Source organism: Rhodococcus sp. D-46 (assembly GCF_011290655.1).
In the GTDB taxonomy this organism is placed as follows: Bacteria; Actinomycetota; Actinomycetes; order Mycobacteriales; family Mycobacteriaceae; genus Rhodococcus_F; species Rhodococcus_F qingshengii.
The window spans coordinates 261,226-275,259 of the sequence record NZ_JAANTF010000011.1 but is presented as its reverse complement, the minus strand read 5'-3'; the positions used below and the strand labels follow the sequence as shown (position 1 = coordinate 275,259).

At 62.4% G+C, this 14,034-nt stretch carries 15 protein-coding genes; 9 read left to right on the top strand and 6 right to left on the bottom strand.

Going from position 1 to position 14,034, the window contains the following annotated elements; all coding sequences use genetic code 11:
• Positions 1–14: 14 nt before the first annotated feature.
• The 3 genes from G9U53_RS27670 to G9U53_RS27660 all read left to right on the top strand — a co-directional run bounded on the left by G9U53_RS27670 (position 15) and on the right by G9U53_RS27660 (position 3,421).
• Positions 15–1,589 (top strand): NAD(P)/FAD-dependent oxidoreductase, encoded by a 1,575-nt coding sequence (locus G9U53_RS27670; protein ID WP_003945071.1) that lies wholly within the window; start codon positions 15–17, stop codon positions 1,587–1,589.
• Positions 1,586–2,416 carry an SDR family NAD(P)-dependent oxidoreductase gene (locus G9U53_RS27665; protein ID WP_007736128.1) on the top strand — a complete coding sequence of 277 codons (831 nt, stop codon included), beginning with the start codon at positions 1,586–1,588 and terminating at the stop codon, positions 2,414–2,416. Before G9U53_RS27670 ends, G9U53_RS27665 begins: the two co-directional genes overlap by 4 nt.
• Before the next feature lie 63 nt (positions 2,417–2,479).
• Positions 2,480–3,421: an alpha/beta hydrolase fold domain-containing protein gene (locus G9U53_RS27660; RefSeq protein WP_070161761.1), complete on the top strand. Its 942-nt coding sequence runs from the start codon at positions 2,480–2,482 to the stop codon at positions 3,419–3,421.
• 51 nt (positions 3,422–3,472) lie between these two features.
• On the opposite strand, the gene G9U53_RS27655 is transcribed toward G9U53_RS27660, so the two are convergent.
• Positions 3,473–4,357: an ABC transporter substrate-binding protein gene (locus G9U53_RS27655; protein WP_165639637.1), complete on the bottom strand. Its 885-nt coding sequence runs from the start codon at positions 4,355–4,357 to the stop codon at positions 3,473–3,475.
• Positions 4,358–4,560: 203 nt separating this feature from the next.
• Between G9U53_RS27655 and G9U53_RS27650 the strand changes: the two genes are divergently transcribed.
• Genes G9U53_RS27650 through G9U53_RS27635 form a run of 4 tightly spaced genes read left to right on the top strand, consistent with a single transcriptional unit; the run spans position 4,561 to position 8,023 of the window.
• Positions 4,561–5,499: an ABC transporter substrate-binding protein gene (locus G9U53_RS27650; RefSeq protein WP_003945094.1), complete on the top strand. Its 939-nt coding sequence runs from the start codon at positions 4,561–4,563 to the stop codon at positions 5,497–5,499.
• 4 nt (positions 5,500–5,503) lie between these two features.
• On the top strand, positions 5,504–6,649 hold the full coding sequence (locus G9U53_RS27645; protein ID WP_003945084.1) for an ATP-binding cassette domain-containing protein: 1,146 nt from the start codon (positions 5,504–5,506) through the stop codon (positions 6,647–6,649).
• A gap of 4 nt (positions 6,650–6,653) precedes the next feature.
• Positions 6,654–7,337 (top strand): ABC transporter permease subunit, encoded by a 684-nt coding sequence (locus G9U53_RS27640; RefSeq protein WP_007736121.1) that lies wholly within the window; start codon positions 6,654–6,656, stop codon positions 7,335–7,337.
• Positions 7,334–8,023: an ABC transporter permease gene (locus tag G9U53_RS27635; RefSeq protein WP_003945081.1), complete on the top strand. Its 690-nt coding sequence runs from the start codon at positions 7,334–7,336 to the stop codon at positions 8,021–8,023. Before G9U53_RS27640 ends, G9U53_RS27635 begins: the two co-directional genes overlap by 4 nt.
• Before the next feature lie 73 nt (positions 8,024–8,096).
• Here G9U53_RS27635 and G9U53_RS27630 read toward each other — a convergent pair whose 3' ends face one another.
• The 4 genes from G9U53_RS27630 to G9U53_RS27615 form a co-directional block, all read right to left on the bottom strand.
• Positions 8,097–9,290, bottom strand: a complete 1,194-nt coding sequence (locus G9U53_RS27630) for an NADP-dependent malic enzyme (RefSeq protein ID WP_003945072.1) — start codon at positions 9,288–9,290, stop codon at positions 8,097–8,099.
• A 434-nt stretch (positions 9,291–9,724) separates the two neighbouring features.
• Positions 9,725–10,117 (bottom strand): hypothetical protein, encoded by a 393-nt coding sequence (locus tag G9U53_RS27625; protein ID WP_007736120.1) that lies wholly within the window; start codon positions 10,115–10,117, stop codon positions 9,725–9,727.
• Positions 10,118–10,120: 3 nt separating this feature from the next.
• Entirely contained in the window at positions 10,121–10,732 is a 612-nt protein-coding gene (locus G9U53_RS27620) for a MarC family protein (RefSeq protein WP_003945093.1), read from the bottom strand.
• A complete protein-coding gene (locus tag G9U53_RS27615) occupies positions 10,732–11,586 on the bottom strand; it encodes a PHP domain-containing protein (RefSeq protein ID WP_064075557.1) in 855 nt (284 codons plus the stop codon). The genes G9U53_RS27620 and G9U53_RS27615 overlap by 1 nt, the downstream gene beginning before the upstream one ends.
• A gap of 169 nt (positions 11,587–11,755) precedes the next feature.
• Between G9U53_RS27615 and G9U53_RS27610 the strand changes: the two genes are divergently transcribed.
• Positions 11,756–12,826, top strand: coding sequence for a magnesium and cobalt transport protein CorA (locus tag G9U53_RS27610; RefSeq protein ID WP_064112521.1), 1,071 nt, complete (start codon positions 11,756–11,758; stop codon positions 12,824–12,826).
• 134 nt (positions 12,827–12,960) lie between these two features.
• Entirely contained in the window at positions 12,961–13,407 is a 447-nt protein-coding gene (locus G9U53_RS27605) for an SRPBCC family protein (RefSeq protein ID WP_007736117.1), read from the top strand.
• Between the two features lie 25 nt (positions 13,408–13,432).
• On the opposite strand, the gene G9U53_RS27600 is transcribed toward G9U53_RS27605, so the two are convergent.
• On the bottom strand, positions 13,433–14,017 hold the full coding sequence (locus tag G9U53_RS27600; RefSeq protein ID WP_007736116.1) for a suppressor of fused domain protein: 585 nt from the start codon (positions 14,015–14,017) through the stop codon (positions 13,433–13,435).
• Positions 14,018–14,034 lie beyond the last annotated feature (17 nt).

The following is a 14,034-nucleotide window of genomic DNA, read 5'->3' as shown; positions in this document are numbered from 1 at the left end:
ATATCGTTCCCTACATGAGTCTTCCAGTTACAGATACCTCAGCACCTGCCGCGGATACTCGCCACGTCGGCACACTGATCATCGGCAGTGGTTTCGCCGGTCTCGGTGCGGCGATCAAACTGGCACAGGCCGGCATCACCGACTACGTCGTTCTCGAGCGCGGCAACGACGTCGGCGGGACCTGGCGTGACAACAGCTACCCGGGCGCCGCGTGTGACGTGCCGTCGCATTTGTACTCGTACTCTTTTGCACTCAATCCGGAGTGGACGCGCTCCTTCTCCACTCAGCCCGAGATCTACAAGTACATCCAGTCGGTGGCCAACCGCCACAAGGTGCTCGACAAGCACATCTTCGACTGCGACGTTCTCTCCGCACGCTGGGACGAGGCGTCTGCTCGGTGGCACGTCAGCACCAACAAGGGCGAATTCGTCGCAAAGATCGTCGTCTCGGCCGTCGGCGCATTGTGTGAGCCTTCACTTCCGGACATCAAGGGCATCGACGGCTTCAAGGGCGAGATCTTCCACTCCTCGCGTTGGAACCACGACGCCGATCTGACCGGCAAGCGTGTGGCCGTCATCGGAACCGGCGCCTCGGCCATCCAGATCGTGCCGGCCATCGGCAAGAAGGTCTCGCATCTCGACGTGTACCAGCGCACGGCGCCGTGGATCCTGCCCCGCGCAGACCGCGAGTACACCAAGATCGAGCACCTCGCGTTCAAGTACCTCCCCGGCTTCCAGAAGTTGTGCCGCACCGGTATCTACTGGATGCGAGAGACGCAGGTCGTCGGCCTGGCCAAGGCGCCGGTCTTCATGAAGCCGCTGCAGTTCGCCGCCGAGCGTCACCTGAAGGCCCAGATCAAGGACAAGGATCTTCGCAAGAAGGTCATGCCCAACTTCCAGATCGGCTGCAAGCGCATGCTGATCTCGAACAACTACTTCCCCACCCTCGCCCAGGACAATGTCGACCTGGTGACCGAAGGCATCGAGGAGGTCACCGCCAACGGGATCGTCTCGAAGACCGGCACCACGCGTGAGATCGATGCCATCGTCGTGGCGACCGGATTCCACGTCACCGACTCCCCCACCTTCGCGGGAATCTTCGGCAAGGACGGACGCTCGCTCGCCGAGGTCTTCGAAGAGACCGGCATGCAGGGATACAAGGGCGCGGCAGTTGCCAACTTCCCCAACATGTTCTTCCTCGTCGGACCCAACACCGGCCTCGGACATTCGTCGATGGTCTTCATGATCGAGTCGCAGATCAACTACCTGGTCGACGCGATCGCCACCATCGACAAGTACGACATCGGCACCATCGAGGTGCGCAAGGACAAGCAGGACAAGTACAACAAGGACCTGCAGGCAGCTATGTCCAAGAGCGTGTGGAACAACGGCGGTTGCGCCAGCTGGTACATGGACAAGCACGGAAACAACACCACCCTGTGGCCTGGCTTCACCTTCCAGTTCCGCAATGCCACCAAGCATTTCGACCTCGCGGCATACCGCAGCGTCGCCACCTCGGATCTTGGCGCCGTCGGCACCGCGACCACTTCACAGATCGACCTCGACGACGAGAAGGCAGTAGCACAATGAGTGATTTTGCAGGCAAGGTCGTAGTCATCACCGGAGCGGGATCGGGCATCGGTCGCGCACTAGCACTGAACCTGGCCGGCCAGGGCGCCAAGTTGGCAATCTCCGACGTGGACACCATCGGGCTCGCCGAGACAACGCGTCTGGTGGAAGCCATCGGCGCCGAGGTGAAGTCGGACCATCTCGACGTCACCCAGCGCGAAGCGGTTCTCGAGTACGCCGACGCGGTTGTCGCCCATTTCGGCAAGGTCAACCAGATCTACAACAACGCCGGAATCGCCTACCACGGCACCTTCGAGAAGTCCGAGTTCAAGGACTTCGAACGTGTCATGGACGTAGACTTCTGGGGAGTTGTCAACGGCACCAAGGCATTCCTTCCCCACGTCATCGCCTCCGGTGACGGGCACATCGTGAACGTGTCGAGCCTCTTCGGTCTGCTGTCGATGCCGGGTCAGAGCGCATACAACTCGGCCAAGTTCGCCGTTCGCGGTTTCACCGAGTCGCTTCGCCAGGAAATGCTGATCGCCAAGCACCCGGTGAAGGTGACCTGTGTGCACCCGGGCGGAATCAAGACGGCCATCGCACGCAACGCCACCGCAGGCCCGGGTGAAGATCTTGCGGTCTTCTCCGAGTTCTTCGACCGCAAGCTCGCACGCACCACACCGGAGGACGCCGCCAAGACGATCGTCAACGGTGTTCGCAAGAGCAAGCCGCGAGTTCTCATCGGGATGGACGCAATCGCACTCGACGCCTGGGTTCGCCTCGTAGGATCGGGCTACCAGCGCATCGTCGCGATCGTCGCCGGCCGAATGATGCCCAAGTCCAGCTGAGTTCGTTTCACAGCGCCGTTCGTTTCACAGCGCAGTTCGCATATAGAGTCAGGAGCCCTGCCGGTGAGCACGTTCACCCTTCCGCTGCCCGTGGTCGCATTCTTGTTGAAGCCGTACTTCCGTCTGGCTTTCAACTCGCGGCTGCCGTATCGGATTCAACGTCTGTTGCTCGAGGCCGGGGCACCGCTACAGCAGGTTCCAGCGGGCGCCGTCGTGCGCCCGTTGGAGCTGGCTTGCCGACCGGCAGAGAAGATCACCGTCGGCGCAACCGAGCGCCCCACCGCAGTTCTCTACCTGCATGGCGGGGCGTACACGCTGGGTTCGCTGTCCACACACCGTTCTCTCGCAGCTCATCTCGCCCGTGAGTCGTCCAGTGCGGTCTTCACCTTGGACTACCGTCTCGCGCCGGAGAATCCGTATCCCGCCGCTCTCGACGACGCGGTCTCAGCCTTCATGCAGTTGGTCACCGAGTTCGACTATTCGGAAGACCGCGTTGCCATTGCCGGCGATTCGGCCGGTGGCGGCCTGGCCGCGGCGACCGCTATCCGTCTGATCGAGCGTCACGGCGTGACCCCCGGCGCGCTTGCACTGATCTCACCGTGGGTCGATCCCGGCGATCGGGGTGCCACCAAAAAGGCCGACCTGGTGGTCAACACAGCGTGGTCCTTCGACGCCGCCGACGCCTACCTCGCCGGAGGCGACCGTACTGATCCCGGCTACGCACCGATGCACGGCAAGCTCGACGGGTTGCCACCCACCAGAATTCACGTCGGTTCCGAGGAAGTCCTCTACCCGCAGATCATGACGTTCACCGACAAGCTCGCCGCTGCCGGCGTCGATGTGTCCCTGGTCGAGTACGCAAGACTCTGGCACGTGGCTCACGCACAGGCGTCACTGGTGAAGGAAGCAGCAGACGCCGTTTCCGACCTCGGCCAGTTCATCGCATCGAAACTGATTCGTGCCAAGGATGATTCGAGTTCAGCAGTGGGCTCGAACAGTCACTGACGGGTGGCCCACTCCGTCCATGTCACTGACGGGTGGCCCACTCCGTCCATGTCACTGACGGGTGTCCCACCAGGTGCGGGCGACTTCCGAGGCTGACGCCTTGCCGGTCCGCACCTGCTCGATCATTGCGGCGAGATCGGTGGTGGACAGTTCACCGGCAACGACGCTGAGCGCCTTGACAGCCGAATCTCCCAGTGCGCCCGCTCGAAAGAGCGGAACGACATTCTGCGCAGCCAGAACGTGATTCGAATCAGCGAGCACTGTGACGGCATCGGATTGTGCCAACGCCGACAGCGTCGTGGTTCCGAATACTTGTGCACCGGGTACGTCTGCCGGCGTTGCCTGATCGACACCGGCGAAGACACACTCGGCGCCCTCGGCCAACTGTTCCACTGCCCCGTCCTCGACGAATCTCGCGGAGACGAGCGGCGTCGCCGCGGCACACGAAGGAGCAAAGGCTTCTATCGTCTTCGCTCCCAACGACTGTGCGTATCCGGTGTCGAGTGCGAGGACCGCACGATCTTCGGCCATCGCATAGTCGGAGACCGAAAGACCCTCCGGCAGAGAGCGACTCAAGGCTTCGAAGACGTCGTCGGCCTTGCGGGCCGGGGATGACGGGTCGTAGTGATCGAGCAGCGCGCCGGTGAACTCGGGCACCAAAGTGACTCGCGCTGCGTCCAGAGCCTCGAGTGATTGGTTTCGGCCACCACCCACCGATTCGATGCGAGCCGACAGGCCGGAGGAGGAGAGCACCGTCGAATACACCTCGGCCAACACCGAACTCTCCACCGATGCGTCAGCAGCCACCACGATCTGGTCACGAGACTCCGCTTCGGCACCCTCTACCACCGAATCACCGTTTGCGCATCCGCTGAGAATCGGCAGGACCATCAGTGCTGCAACAACAGTCGAATACTTCGTGCGTGTGCTCTTCACCGAAATCCTCACATCCAATCCCATGGATCGAAAACCGTGCCATGTCGGTACCTATCGTTACACTTGTCGGGCGATGCGCGGTAACCAGTCCTGACGCAGCCACTCGGTGGCGGCGCCGTCGAAGTCACTCGGGTGGCTTCGCCACAAGGGAATGGTTTCCGACGCCCGAAACACGGGACGCCCGAAAAACCGGAAGGACGCTCATGCGCACCTCACGATTTCGTTCCAACCGTTGGCTCGTAGCCGCGGCAACCGTTGTCTCTCTGACTGCGCTGACAGCGTGCGGTAGCAGCGACGGTGACTCCAACAGCGATCCCAACGCGATCGTCGTCGGCTCCGCCAACTTCACCGAATCCGAGACGATCGCCAACATCTACGCCGAAGCACTGCGTGTCAACGGGTTCGATGTGTCCACGTCGTTCAACGTCGGCAGCCGCGAGGCGTACATTCCGGCACTCAAGGACGGGTCCATCAGTGTCATTCCGGATTACACGGGAAATCTCCTGCAGTACTTGGATCCCGACAGCACGGCCACCAGCTCCGCTGACGTCCTCGCTGCTCTTCCCGCAGCTCTCGGGTCGGAATTGGCAATTGCGACGCCTGCATCCGCCGAGGACAAGGACGCCGTCGTCGTCACGAAGGAAACCGCTGACAAGTGGAACCTGAAGACGATCGCCGATCTGGCTCCGCATTCCGCCGAGGTCAAGTTCGGTGCTCCGGCCGAGTTCCAGGAACGTCCAGCCGGATTGCCCGGTTTGAAGTCCAATTACGGCCTCGACATCTCGGCAGCCAACTTCGTTCCGATCGCCGACGGCGGTGGACCGGCAACCGTGAAGGCTCTCTCCTCCGGTGACATCACCGCGGCAAACATCTTCACGACGTCGGCCTCCATCCCGGAGAACAACTTCGTGGTTCTCGAAGACCCGAAGAACAATTTCCCGGCTCAGAACGTGGTGCCGGTGCTGCGCGCGTCGAAGTCTTCCGACAAGTTGAAGACAGTCCTCGATGCGGTGTCCGCCAAGCTCACCACCGAAGAGTTGTTGGCACTCAACGTCCAGGTGTCCGGCGACACCAAGACGGAGCCGGCAGCGGCGGCCAAGGCGTGGGTGACGGCCCAGGGCCTCGACAAGCCGGTCTCGTAGTCACGTGATCACCTTCGAGGGCGTCACCAAGCAGTATCCGGACGGCACCACCGCCGTCGACCGTCTCGATCTCACCATCGAGGCCGAGTCGTTCACGGTGTTCGTGGGGCCGTCCGGGTGCGGCAAGACGACGTCAATGCGCATGATCAACCGGATGATCACACCGACGTCGGGTAAGATCTTCGTCGACGGTCGTGACATCGCCCAGACCGACGCGGTGAAGCTGCGTCTCGGCATCGGGTACGTCATCCAGAACGCCGGCTTGCTTCCGCATCGCACCGTGATCGACAACGTCGCAACAGTTCCGGTACTGCGCGGTGAGTCCCGCCGCGCAGCGCGCAAAGCCGCGTTGGGGGTACTCGAACGAGTCGGTCTGGACATCTCCCTTGCCACCCGCTATCCCGGACAACTCTCGGGTGGGCAGCAACAACGTGTGGGAGTTGCGCGAGCATTGGCTGCCGATCCGCCGATCCTGTTGATGGACGAGCCCTTCAGCGCCGTCGACCCGGTGGTGCGTGAGGATCTGCAGACCGAAATGCTCCGTCTTCAAAGCGAACTGAAGAAGACGATCGTCTTTGTCACCCACGACATCGACGAGGCAGTCAAACTCGGTGATCACATTGCCGTCTTCGGTCCCGGCGGGCGGCTTCAGCAGGTTGCGGCACCTCGCGACGTGTTGGCCGCACCGGCAACGGATTTTGTCGCCGGATTCGTCGGACGCGATCGCGGCTATCGGGGATTGTCGTTCCGCGCTGCCGACGAGGTTCCGTTGCACCCTGTACGCACGGCCGTCGAGAACGAATTGAAGGCTCTGCGTCTCGAATTGGGCGAATGGGTTCTCGTGGTCACGGACAACGGAACTCCGCAGGGATGGATCGACGTGACCGGCGTCGAAGGCCTGCGCTCGGGACGAACCCTTGCTCAGTCGACGTCTGCCGGTGGTTCGCTGTTCTCCCCCGGCGGCGATCTCCGCCAAGCACTCGATGCGGCAATCTCGTCGCCTTCCGGTATCGGCGTTGCCGTCGACGGCGAGGGCGCGGTCATCGGCGGGATCCTCGGTTCCGAAGTCGTGGCGAAATTGGCAGATCAGCGTCGACGCGAGGACGAGGAACGCAACCGCGTCGCCTTCACCGAGGGATTCGGGTCGTAGCGGCATGCGCTGGCTCATCGACAATTTCTCGACGGTCGTGGATTACTCGAAGACCCATCTGTATCTGGCACTGCTTCCTTTGCTGATCGGTCTCCTGATTGCCGTTCCGGTCGGAACAGCGATCCGCAACGTCAGATGGCTGCGCCGAATCACGTTGACCCTGGCGAGCATTGCGTTCACGATTCCGTCGCTCGCGCTGTTCGTCACCATCCCCCAGTTGTTCGGACTCAAGACCCTTGATCCTCTCAACGTCGTGATCGCACTCAGCGTGTATGCGACGGCACTGCTCATCCGGGCTGTACCCGAAGCACTCGACTCGGTGCCGGACAACGTCATCGACGCCTCCACCGCCGTCGGTTTCACACCGCTACGACGCGCTCTGACGGTCGAGTTGCCATTGGCGCTGCCGGTGATGATCGCGAACATCAGAGTTATTGCCGTTACCAATATTTCGCTGGTGTCAGTCGGATCTCTGATCGGAATCGGCGGGCTTGGAGTCCTGTTCAAACAAGGCTACGACCGCGACTATCCCGACCAGATCGTTGCGGGCATCATCGCGATCGTCGTGCTGGCACTGGCGCTCGATCTGATCCTGTATCTGATCGGCCGATTCCTGACCCCGTGGACCAGAACGTCGACCTCGTCGAAGGTTCCCGCCGTCCTGTCAGCCGAGGGGGAACCCGTATGAGCATCTTCACCGGGGCCTGGGACTTCATCGTCGATCCCGGAAATTGGAGCGGCGACACCGGAATCGGCACCCGCATCCTCCAGCACCTCTGGTACAGCGTTCTGGCCGTGGCACTTTCGGCTGTGATCGCGGTGCCCATCGGATTACTCATCGGCCATCTGCGTCGCGGTGAGATCGTGGTCGTCAGTCTGGTCAACGCACTGCGGTCACTGCCCACTCTCGGCCTGCTGACCTTCCTCGTTCTTCTCATGGGTCTGGGAGTGATGCCGCCGATTCTCGCCCTCGTCATTCTTGGTATTCCCCCACTACTCGCCGGCACGTACGCCGGAATCGCCAGCGTCGACCGCGGCGTCGTCGAGGCCGCACGGGCGATGGGTATGACCGAACTCCAAGTGCTCTTCCGCGTCGAGATACCCAATGCGCTGCCATTGATTCTCGGCGGACTGCGTAACGCGACACTACAGGTGATTGCCACGGCAACGGTCGCCGCCTACGTCAACCTCGGCGGCCTCGGCCGGTACATCTTCGACGGTCTCGCGCTCTACAAGTACGACCGAGTGGTCGTCGGCGCAATCCTGGTCGCGGTTGTGGCTCTCGTCGTGGACGGCTTACTGGCGCTGGTGGTCTGGGCATCGGTTCCCGGCACCGGCAGGCTGCGCCGAACACCCGACCTCACTCGTCTGTAGCTCTCGGTACACACGAAAAAGCCCCGATCGGAACCTTGTGTGCGGGTTCCGATCGGGGCTTTCGTAGTCCCTCTTAGCTGGTCACGCCCTCAGCATGCGCTGCGGCCGCGACGGCTTCCGCTACTGCGGGTGCCACGCGAGGGTCGAGTGGGCTGGGGACGATTTTGTCCGCCGCCAACTCGTCGCCGACCACCGACAGGATTGCCTCGGCGGCAGCGAGCTTCATACCTTCGGTGATGCGACGGGCGCCGGCGTCGAGCGCGCCCTTGAAGACACCGGGGAAGGCGAGAACGTTGTTGATCTGGTTCGGGAAATCACTACGGCCCGTCGCCACGATCGCCGCGTACTTCGACGCGGTTTCGGGGTGAATCTCCGGGTCCGGGTTGGAGAGTGCGAACACGATCGACTCGGGAGCCATCGAAGCGATGAGCTCCTCGGGGATCTTGCCCGCCGAGACACCGAGGAACACGTCAGCACCTTCGAGAGCCTCGATGGCACCACCATGCAGGTCACGGGGATTGGTGCGGGCCGCGAGTTCTGCCTTCACGTCGTTGAGGTCGCTGCGCTCACCCGAGATGATGCCCTTCGAGTCCAGCACGATGACGTCGCTGATTCCGGCGGCGAGCAGGATGTTCGCGCAGGCAACACCCGCAGCGCCGGCGCCGGAGATGACGACCTTGAGTGTGGTGATGTCGCGGCTCTGGACCTTCACGGCGCCCTTGAGTGCCGCGAGGACCACGATGGCGGTTCCGTGCTGATCGTCGTGCATGACGGGGCAGTCGAGAGCTTCGATGACGCGCTTCTCGATCTCGAAGCAACGCGGCGCCGAGATGTCCTCGAGGTTGACCGCGCCGAAGCTCGGACGCAGTCGGATGAGTGTCTCGACGATCTCGTCGGGATCCTTGGTGTCGAGAACCAGCGGAATGGAGTTCAGTCCGGCAAAGTTCTTGAACAGCGCCGACTTGCCCTCCATGACGGGCAGCGACGCGCGAGGGCCGATGTCGCCGAGTCCGAGAACCGCGGTGCCGTCGCTGACCACGACGACGAGTCGGTTGGTCCACGTGTATCGATCGGCAAGGGTTTCGTCTGCAGCGATGGCGCGGCTCACCTGAGCAACACCCGGCGTGTAGGCGATCGAGAGTGCCCGCTGCGTATCGAGCGGTGCTGTGGTCTCGACCGAGAGCTTGCCACCGACGTGAGCGGCAAAGATTTCTTCGTCGGTCAACTCGACCTTGGGTACGTTGATGGCTTCAGTCACGAGGGACACGATGACACTCCTGATTAGTCCAGCCTCAAGCGGGGCTGGGTTACTGGGAAGTAATCCTTCGGACCGCTGCGAAACTACGTTCACAACGGTCAGAGATCATTTCTTCCGCGAACGACTACTGAGAAGAAGAGCATTCGGCGTGCGCGAGAAAGTGGGCCGCAATACATCCGAAGCGTCATGGTGTGGGGCGGGTGAGCCCTGGCGTATCCATGCAATCTAGGTTTCGGGAGAAATTCTGACGAAACCTGCACTTCGGGGCCGGGCTGTGGCGCCGCCTCGAAGTAACTCCAGTTTGCCACCAGAGTCGGATCACAATCAAATCCTCCAAGCGGTCGGATTCCTCACCACACTCGAACCCGAGCCGTCATCCCCACCGTGTCATCCCCACCCAGTCATCCCCACCGTGTCATCCCCACCGTGTCATCCCCACCCAGTCATCCCCACCACTGCGTCACCAACAACAGCCCTGCCACCACGAGCACGACCACCGATCCGGCAACCGCCGCGATACCCCGCCTGCGGTCGCACCAGATCTGCGCGGCGAGAGCAACCACCGAGGCCGCAATGTGCGCGGTGATCGACGTTGTTCCCGGACCCGGGAATCCGCGGTTGCCGCCCAGATATGCCGAACCGATGATCACGAGTGTCAAGACCACGATTCCGGCCGCCACGGTGCCACTCAGGGCGCGTAGAGCGCGGACCAGCAGCCATTGTCGTTTGTCGGCGGGATAGTCGTAATCGTCTTCGTACTGATAGTCCTGATATTCCTGGTACTGGTAGTCGTCCTCGTACCTGTCGTTCCGGTCGTACCTGTCGTCGTATGTCATCTCTTACGCTCCCGCGACGAATCCGCGGACTGATTCCGCAATGAGTTGAACCGCGATGGCGGCGAGCAGAAGACCGGCGATGCGTGCCAGCAGACTGATGCCACCCTCGCCCAGTATCCGGATCAGTGCGGTCGAGAAGCGCAGGACCACGAACAGCACGAGGTGGATGGACAGAATCGCCAACGCGATCGCCAGATACGACGCCGCTTCACCGTCGGCCTGGGCGACAAAGACGATGACGGCCGCTATCGCACCGGGACCGGCCATCATCGGCGTTCCCAGAGGAACGAGTGCGACGTTGACGTCGTCGGCTCCCTGCGGACGGTTGGAGGCCTTTCCGGTCAGCAGTTCGAGTGCGATGAGAAGCAGCAGCAATCCGCCGGCGCCCTGCAACGCCGGAATGCCGATGTGGAGGTAGTTGAGGATCGCCTGACCGCCGATGGCAAAGACCGAGATGACCGCAAGGGAGACGGCGGGGGCCTGCCATGCCGCTCGATTGCGATCTTCACGACTTTTACGTCCGACGAGTGACAAGAACACCGGGATGACTCCGGGCGGGTCCATGATCACGAACAGCGTGATGAACACGGTGAGGTAGAGCGTGGTGTCGAGCATCAGCGCCCCAGTACCTCCACGCCGGTGGCAGCCGAGACGAGTTTGTCGAACTCGGCTTCGTCCGTGAGCTCGTCGCCGAGTCCGATCGTCTTGTTCTCGCCGTGGTAGTCCGAGGATCCGGTGACTGCCAAACCGAGGTCGACAGCCAGGCGGCGCAGGACGTCACGATCGTCGCTGCGATGGTCCGGGTGATCGACTTCGAGACCCCCGAGACCCAGATTGGCCAGATCGCGGATGTGGTCGAGCGCAAGCAATCCGCCGCGGGAACGGGCCCGTCCATGCGCAAGGACAGTTACTCCCCCGGCCGCTGCCACCAGTTCGACGGCGTACTCGAGCGGAGTGTCGTACTTGGGAACGTCGTATCGCCCTCGACTGGACAACAGGTCGGAGAAAGCCTCACTGATGCTCGACACCACTCCCGCTCGCATCAAGGCCGCTGCGACGTGCGGGCGTCCGACGGACGGACCGGCGTCGGCGAGGATCTGATCGGGATCGACGGGCAGACCGTCACGCGCCATCATGGTCGTCATCACCCGGATACGTTCGACGCGTTCGGCGCGCAGTCGCTCACGTTCTTTTGCGAATTCGGGGTGCGTCGGATCGAACAGGTACGCAAGCAGATGTACAGCGACCGGCCAACCACGCTCACCTCGACCTTCGCACGACATCTCCATCCCACGAACCAGGCTGACGCCGGCCGGCAAGGCCTGCGCCGCCTCGGCCCAGCCCGAAGTCGTGTCGTGATCGGTGATGGCGACGACGTCGAGTCCGGCGTCGGCTGCGGCGCGCATGAGGGCAGCCGGGGTGTCGGTGCCGTCCGATGCGTTGGAGTGGGTGTGAAGATCTATTCGCACTGTTCCAGTGTGTCAGCAATCGGCAACTTCATCGCGCTCCGGTGGGCGAGCCGGAAGCTGACGTACGATTACGCCGCAGCGGCAGCGCAATTCGATCAGGTGTCGCTGTAGTGCCGTTCCCCTGCCGTTCCACTGCATTACAGACCGAGAAGGAGCGAGCGTGCCAACCATGCCGTCACTGCCGAATTGGTCGAACGGCAAATCGACGCAAGCCGATGCGCCCAAGATCCCCGTTCCGGCAGCCCGCGCGATCGTCGACTGCGCGGTCTACGTGGACGGCGTGCGGTTGCCGGGCAAGTACACGCACCGCGCTGCGTTGGCCGAGGTTCGTAGTCGCGACAACGCGTTCGTCTGGGTGGGCATGCACGCTCCCGACGAAGGTCAGATGCAAGATGTCGCAGCAACTTTCGGACTCCACGAGCTGATGGTCGAGGATGCCGTCCATGCACACGAGCGCCCGAAACTCGAACGCTACGACGACGTCATGTTCCTGGTGCTGCGCACGGTCGTCTACGTACCGCACGAGTCCGTCGCGACGGCGAGCGAGATCGTCGAAACCGGCGAGATCATGGTGTTCGTCGGCCCCGACTTCGTAGTGACCGTCCGGCACGGGGATCACTCCGAACTGGCAAGCGTGCGCAAGTCACTCGAGGAGAACCCCGAGCGCCTCACCATGGGCCCGTTCGCGGTGTTGCACGCGATCACCGACCACGTCGTCGACAGCTATCTCTCCGTCATCCAACTCGTCGAACAGGACGTCGACAGCATGGAAGAGTTGGTGTTCAACCCGCGGAACACCGTTGCCGTCGAGCACATCTACCTGCTCAAACGTGAAATCGTCGAACTACGACGCTCGGTCACTCCACTCGGATTGCCACTGCTCCAGCTGACCCAGCCCGCGGGCGGCCTCGTCCCGAAGGAGATCCGGCGATACTTCCGTGACGTACGAGATCACCACACGATCGTGGCCGAACGTATCTCGGAATACGACGAGGTGTTGAGTTCGCTGGTCGACGCCGCACTCGCGAAGATCGCGGTGCAGCAAAACACCGACATGCGCAAGATCTCCGCGTGGGTCGCTATCGCCGCCGTGCCGACCGGCGTTGCCGGTATCTACGGGATGAACTTCGAGAACATGCCGGAACTCGGTTACAAGTACGGCTATCAGTCCATCCTGTTCCTCATCGCTTCGGTGTGTGTCGGCTTGTTCTTTCTCTTCCGTCGCAACAACTGGCTGTGAACCTCGCACGCTGACTCCCTGTACTTGCCACCGTCGCAGGCGGACAATGGAGATGGGTACGCATTTTCATTCCGTTCCCGAAATCCATTTTGCGACAAGCAAATTCAGATCCAAGGAGAAGTGGAGGAGCAACCATGCCTACAGTCGAGCAATCCGTGGAGATCGCGTTGCCACCCAAGGACGTCTGGGAGTACATCGCCGTCGCCGAGAACTGGCCCAACTGGGAGAATTCGATGGTCGAGTGCAAACAGATCACCGACGGCCCGATGGGCGTGGGAAGCCGCTGGCACGGTGTCTCGCGAATCCTGGGCAAGCGTCTCGAGTGGACATCCGAATTCACCGAGTACGACCCACCGAGATCGTCGAAATCGACGTCCGTCGAAAGTCCGGTCAGCTTCTCGCAGACCACGACCTGCGAAGAAGTCGGTGACGGCACTCGGGTCACCTACCGACTCGACAGCGAAAGCGGCCTGGGAGGAGTATTCGGCAAGATGGCCGACCCGATCGTCACGAAAGCATTTTCACGGACGGTTCGGGTAAGTCTCGAGAACTTGGCGGACATCCTCGTGCACGCCGAATGATCTGACGGACAAAGCGCCAGCGCAGCTAGAGCGAGGCAGCGGAACGGTGCGGATCGCGGATGTCGATCCCCGCCTCGGTCCATGCTTCCCTCAGTGCCTCCGCGCCGCGCAGACGCACCCAGGCGGCTTCGGTACCGGTCAGGGGGACCACACCAAGGAAGCGCACCGGGTCGAACGGCTCCGGCAGCGTCAGGTCTTCGATCCCGCTGTCACCGAGAAGCACCGCCGTGAACGCAGTGTCCTTCCACAGCGGCTCGCCCAGGTCCAACAGTGCGTCCTCGAGCAGCACGACGCCTTCGACGGACGGCGCCGCGGCCAGCACCGCGAGCGTCCTGGCCACACCTGACGCCACACCGGTGCCACCGCGCAGCGTGAGTACCAACTCGGCGCGGGGTCCGCGCGTGGGGTCTGCGACCAGTTCGTTGGGGTCGCCCATCGGATGACGCGAGCACCCCAGTGTGACGTAGCGGACCAGGCCGTCGGGTGATTCGAAACGCAGCACGTCCAGCGGTTCGACACCGAGGAACGTCACCGAGGCCGCGGTGGGGTCCGGCCCCTCGATGCTGCTGACGAGATGGGCCCGGACGGAAGATACGACGCTGTCTGACACTCGTCCATCTAAACACC

Excerpts from the sequence above, each read along its gene's own strand:
- G9U53_RS27620 (WP_003945093.1), bottom strand. The coding sequence starts at position 10,732 with ATGCTCGACACCACGCTCTACCTCACCGTGTTCATCACGCTGTTCGTG.
- G9U53_RS27625 (WP_007736120.1), bottom strand. The coding sequence starts at position 10,117 with ATGACATACGACGACAGGTACGACCGGAACGACAGGTACGAGGACGAC.
- G9U53_RS27610 (WP_064112521.1), top strand. The coding sequence starts at position 11,756 with ATGCCGTCACTGCCGAATTGGTCGAACGGCAAATCGACGCAAGCCGAT.
- G9U53_RS27640 (WP_007736121.1), top strand. The coding sequence starts at position 6,654 with ATGCGCTGGCTCATCGACAATTTCTCGACGGTCGTGGATTACTCGAAG.
- G9U53_RS27605 (WP_007736117.1), top strand. The coding sequence starts at position 12,961 with ATGCCTACAGTCGAGCAATCCGTGGAGATCGCGTTGCCACCCAAGGAC.
- G9U53_RS27635 (WP_003945081.1), top strand. The coding sequence starts at position 7,334 with ATGAGCATCTTCACCGGGGCCTGGGACTTCATCGTCGATCCCGGAAAT.
- G9U53_RS27650 (WP_003945094.1), top strand. The coding sequence starts at position 4,561 with ATGCGCACCTCACGATTTCGTTCCAACCGTTGGCTCGTAGCCGCGGCA.
- G9U53_RS27670 (WP_003945071.1), top strand. The coding sequence starts at position 15 with ATGAGTCTTCCAGTTACAGATACCTCAGCACCTGCCGCGGATACTCGC.
- G9U53_RS27665 (WP_007736128.1), top strand. The coding sequence starts at position 1,586 with ATGAGTGATTTTGCAGGCAAGGTCGTAGTCATCACCGGAGCGGGATCG.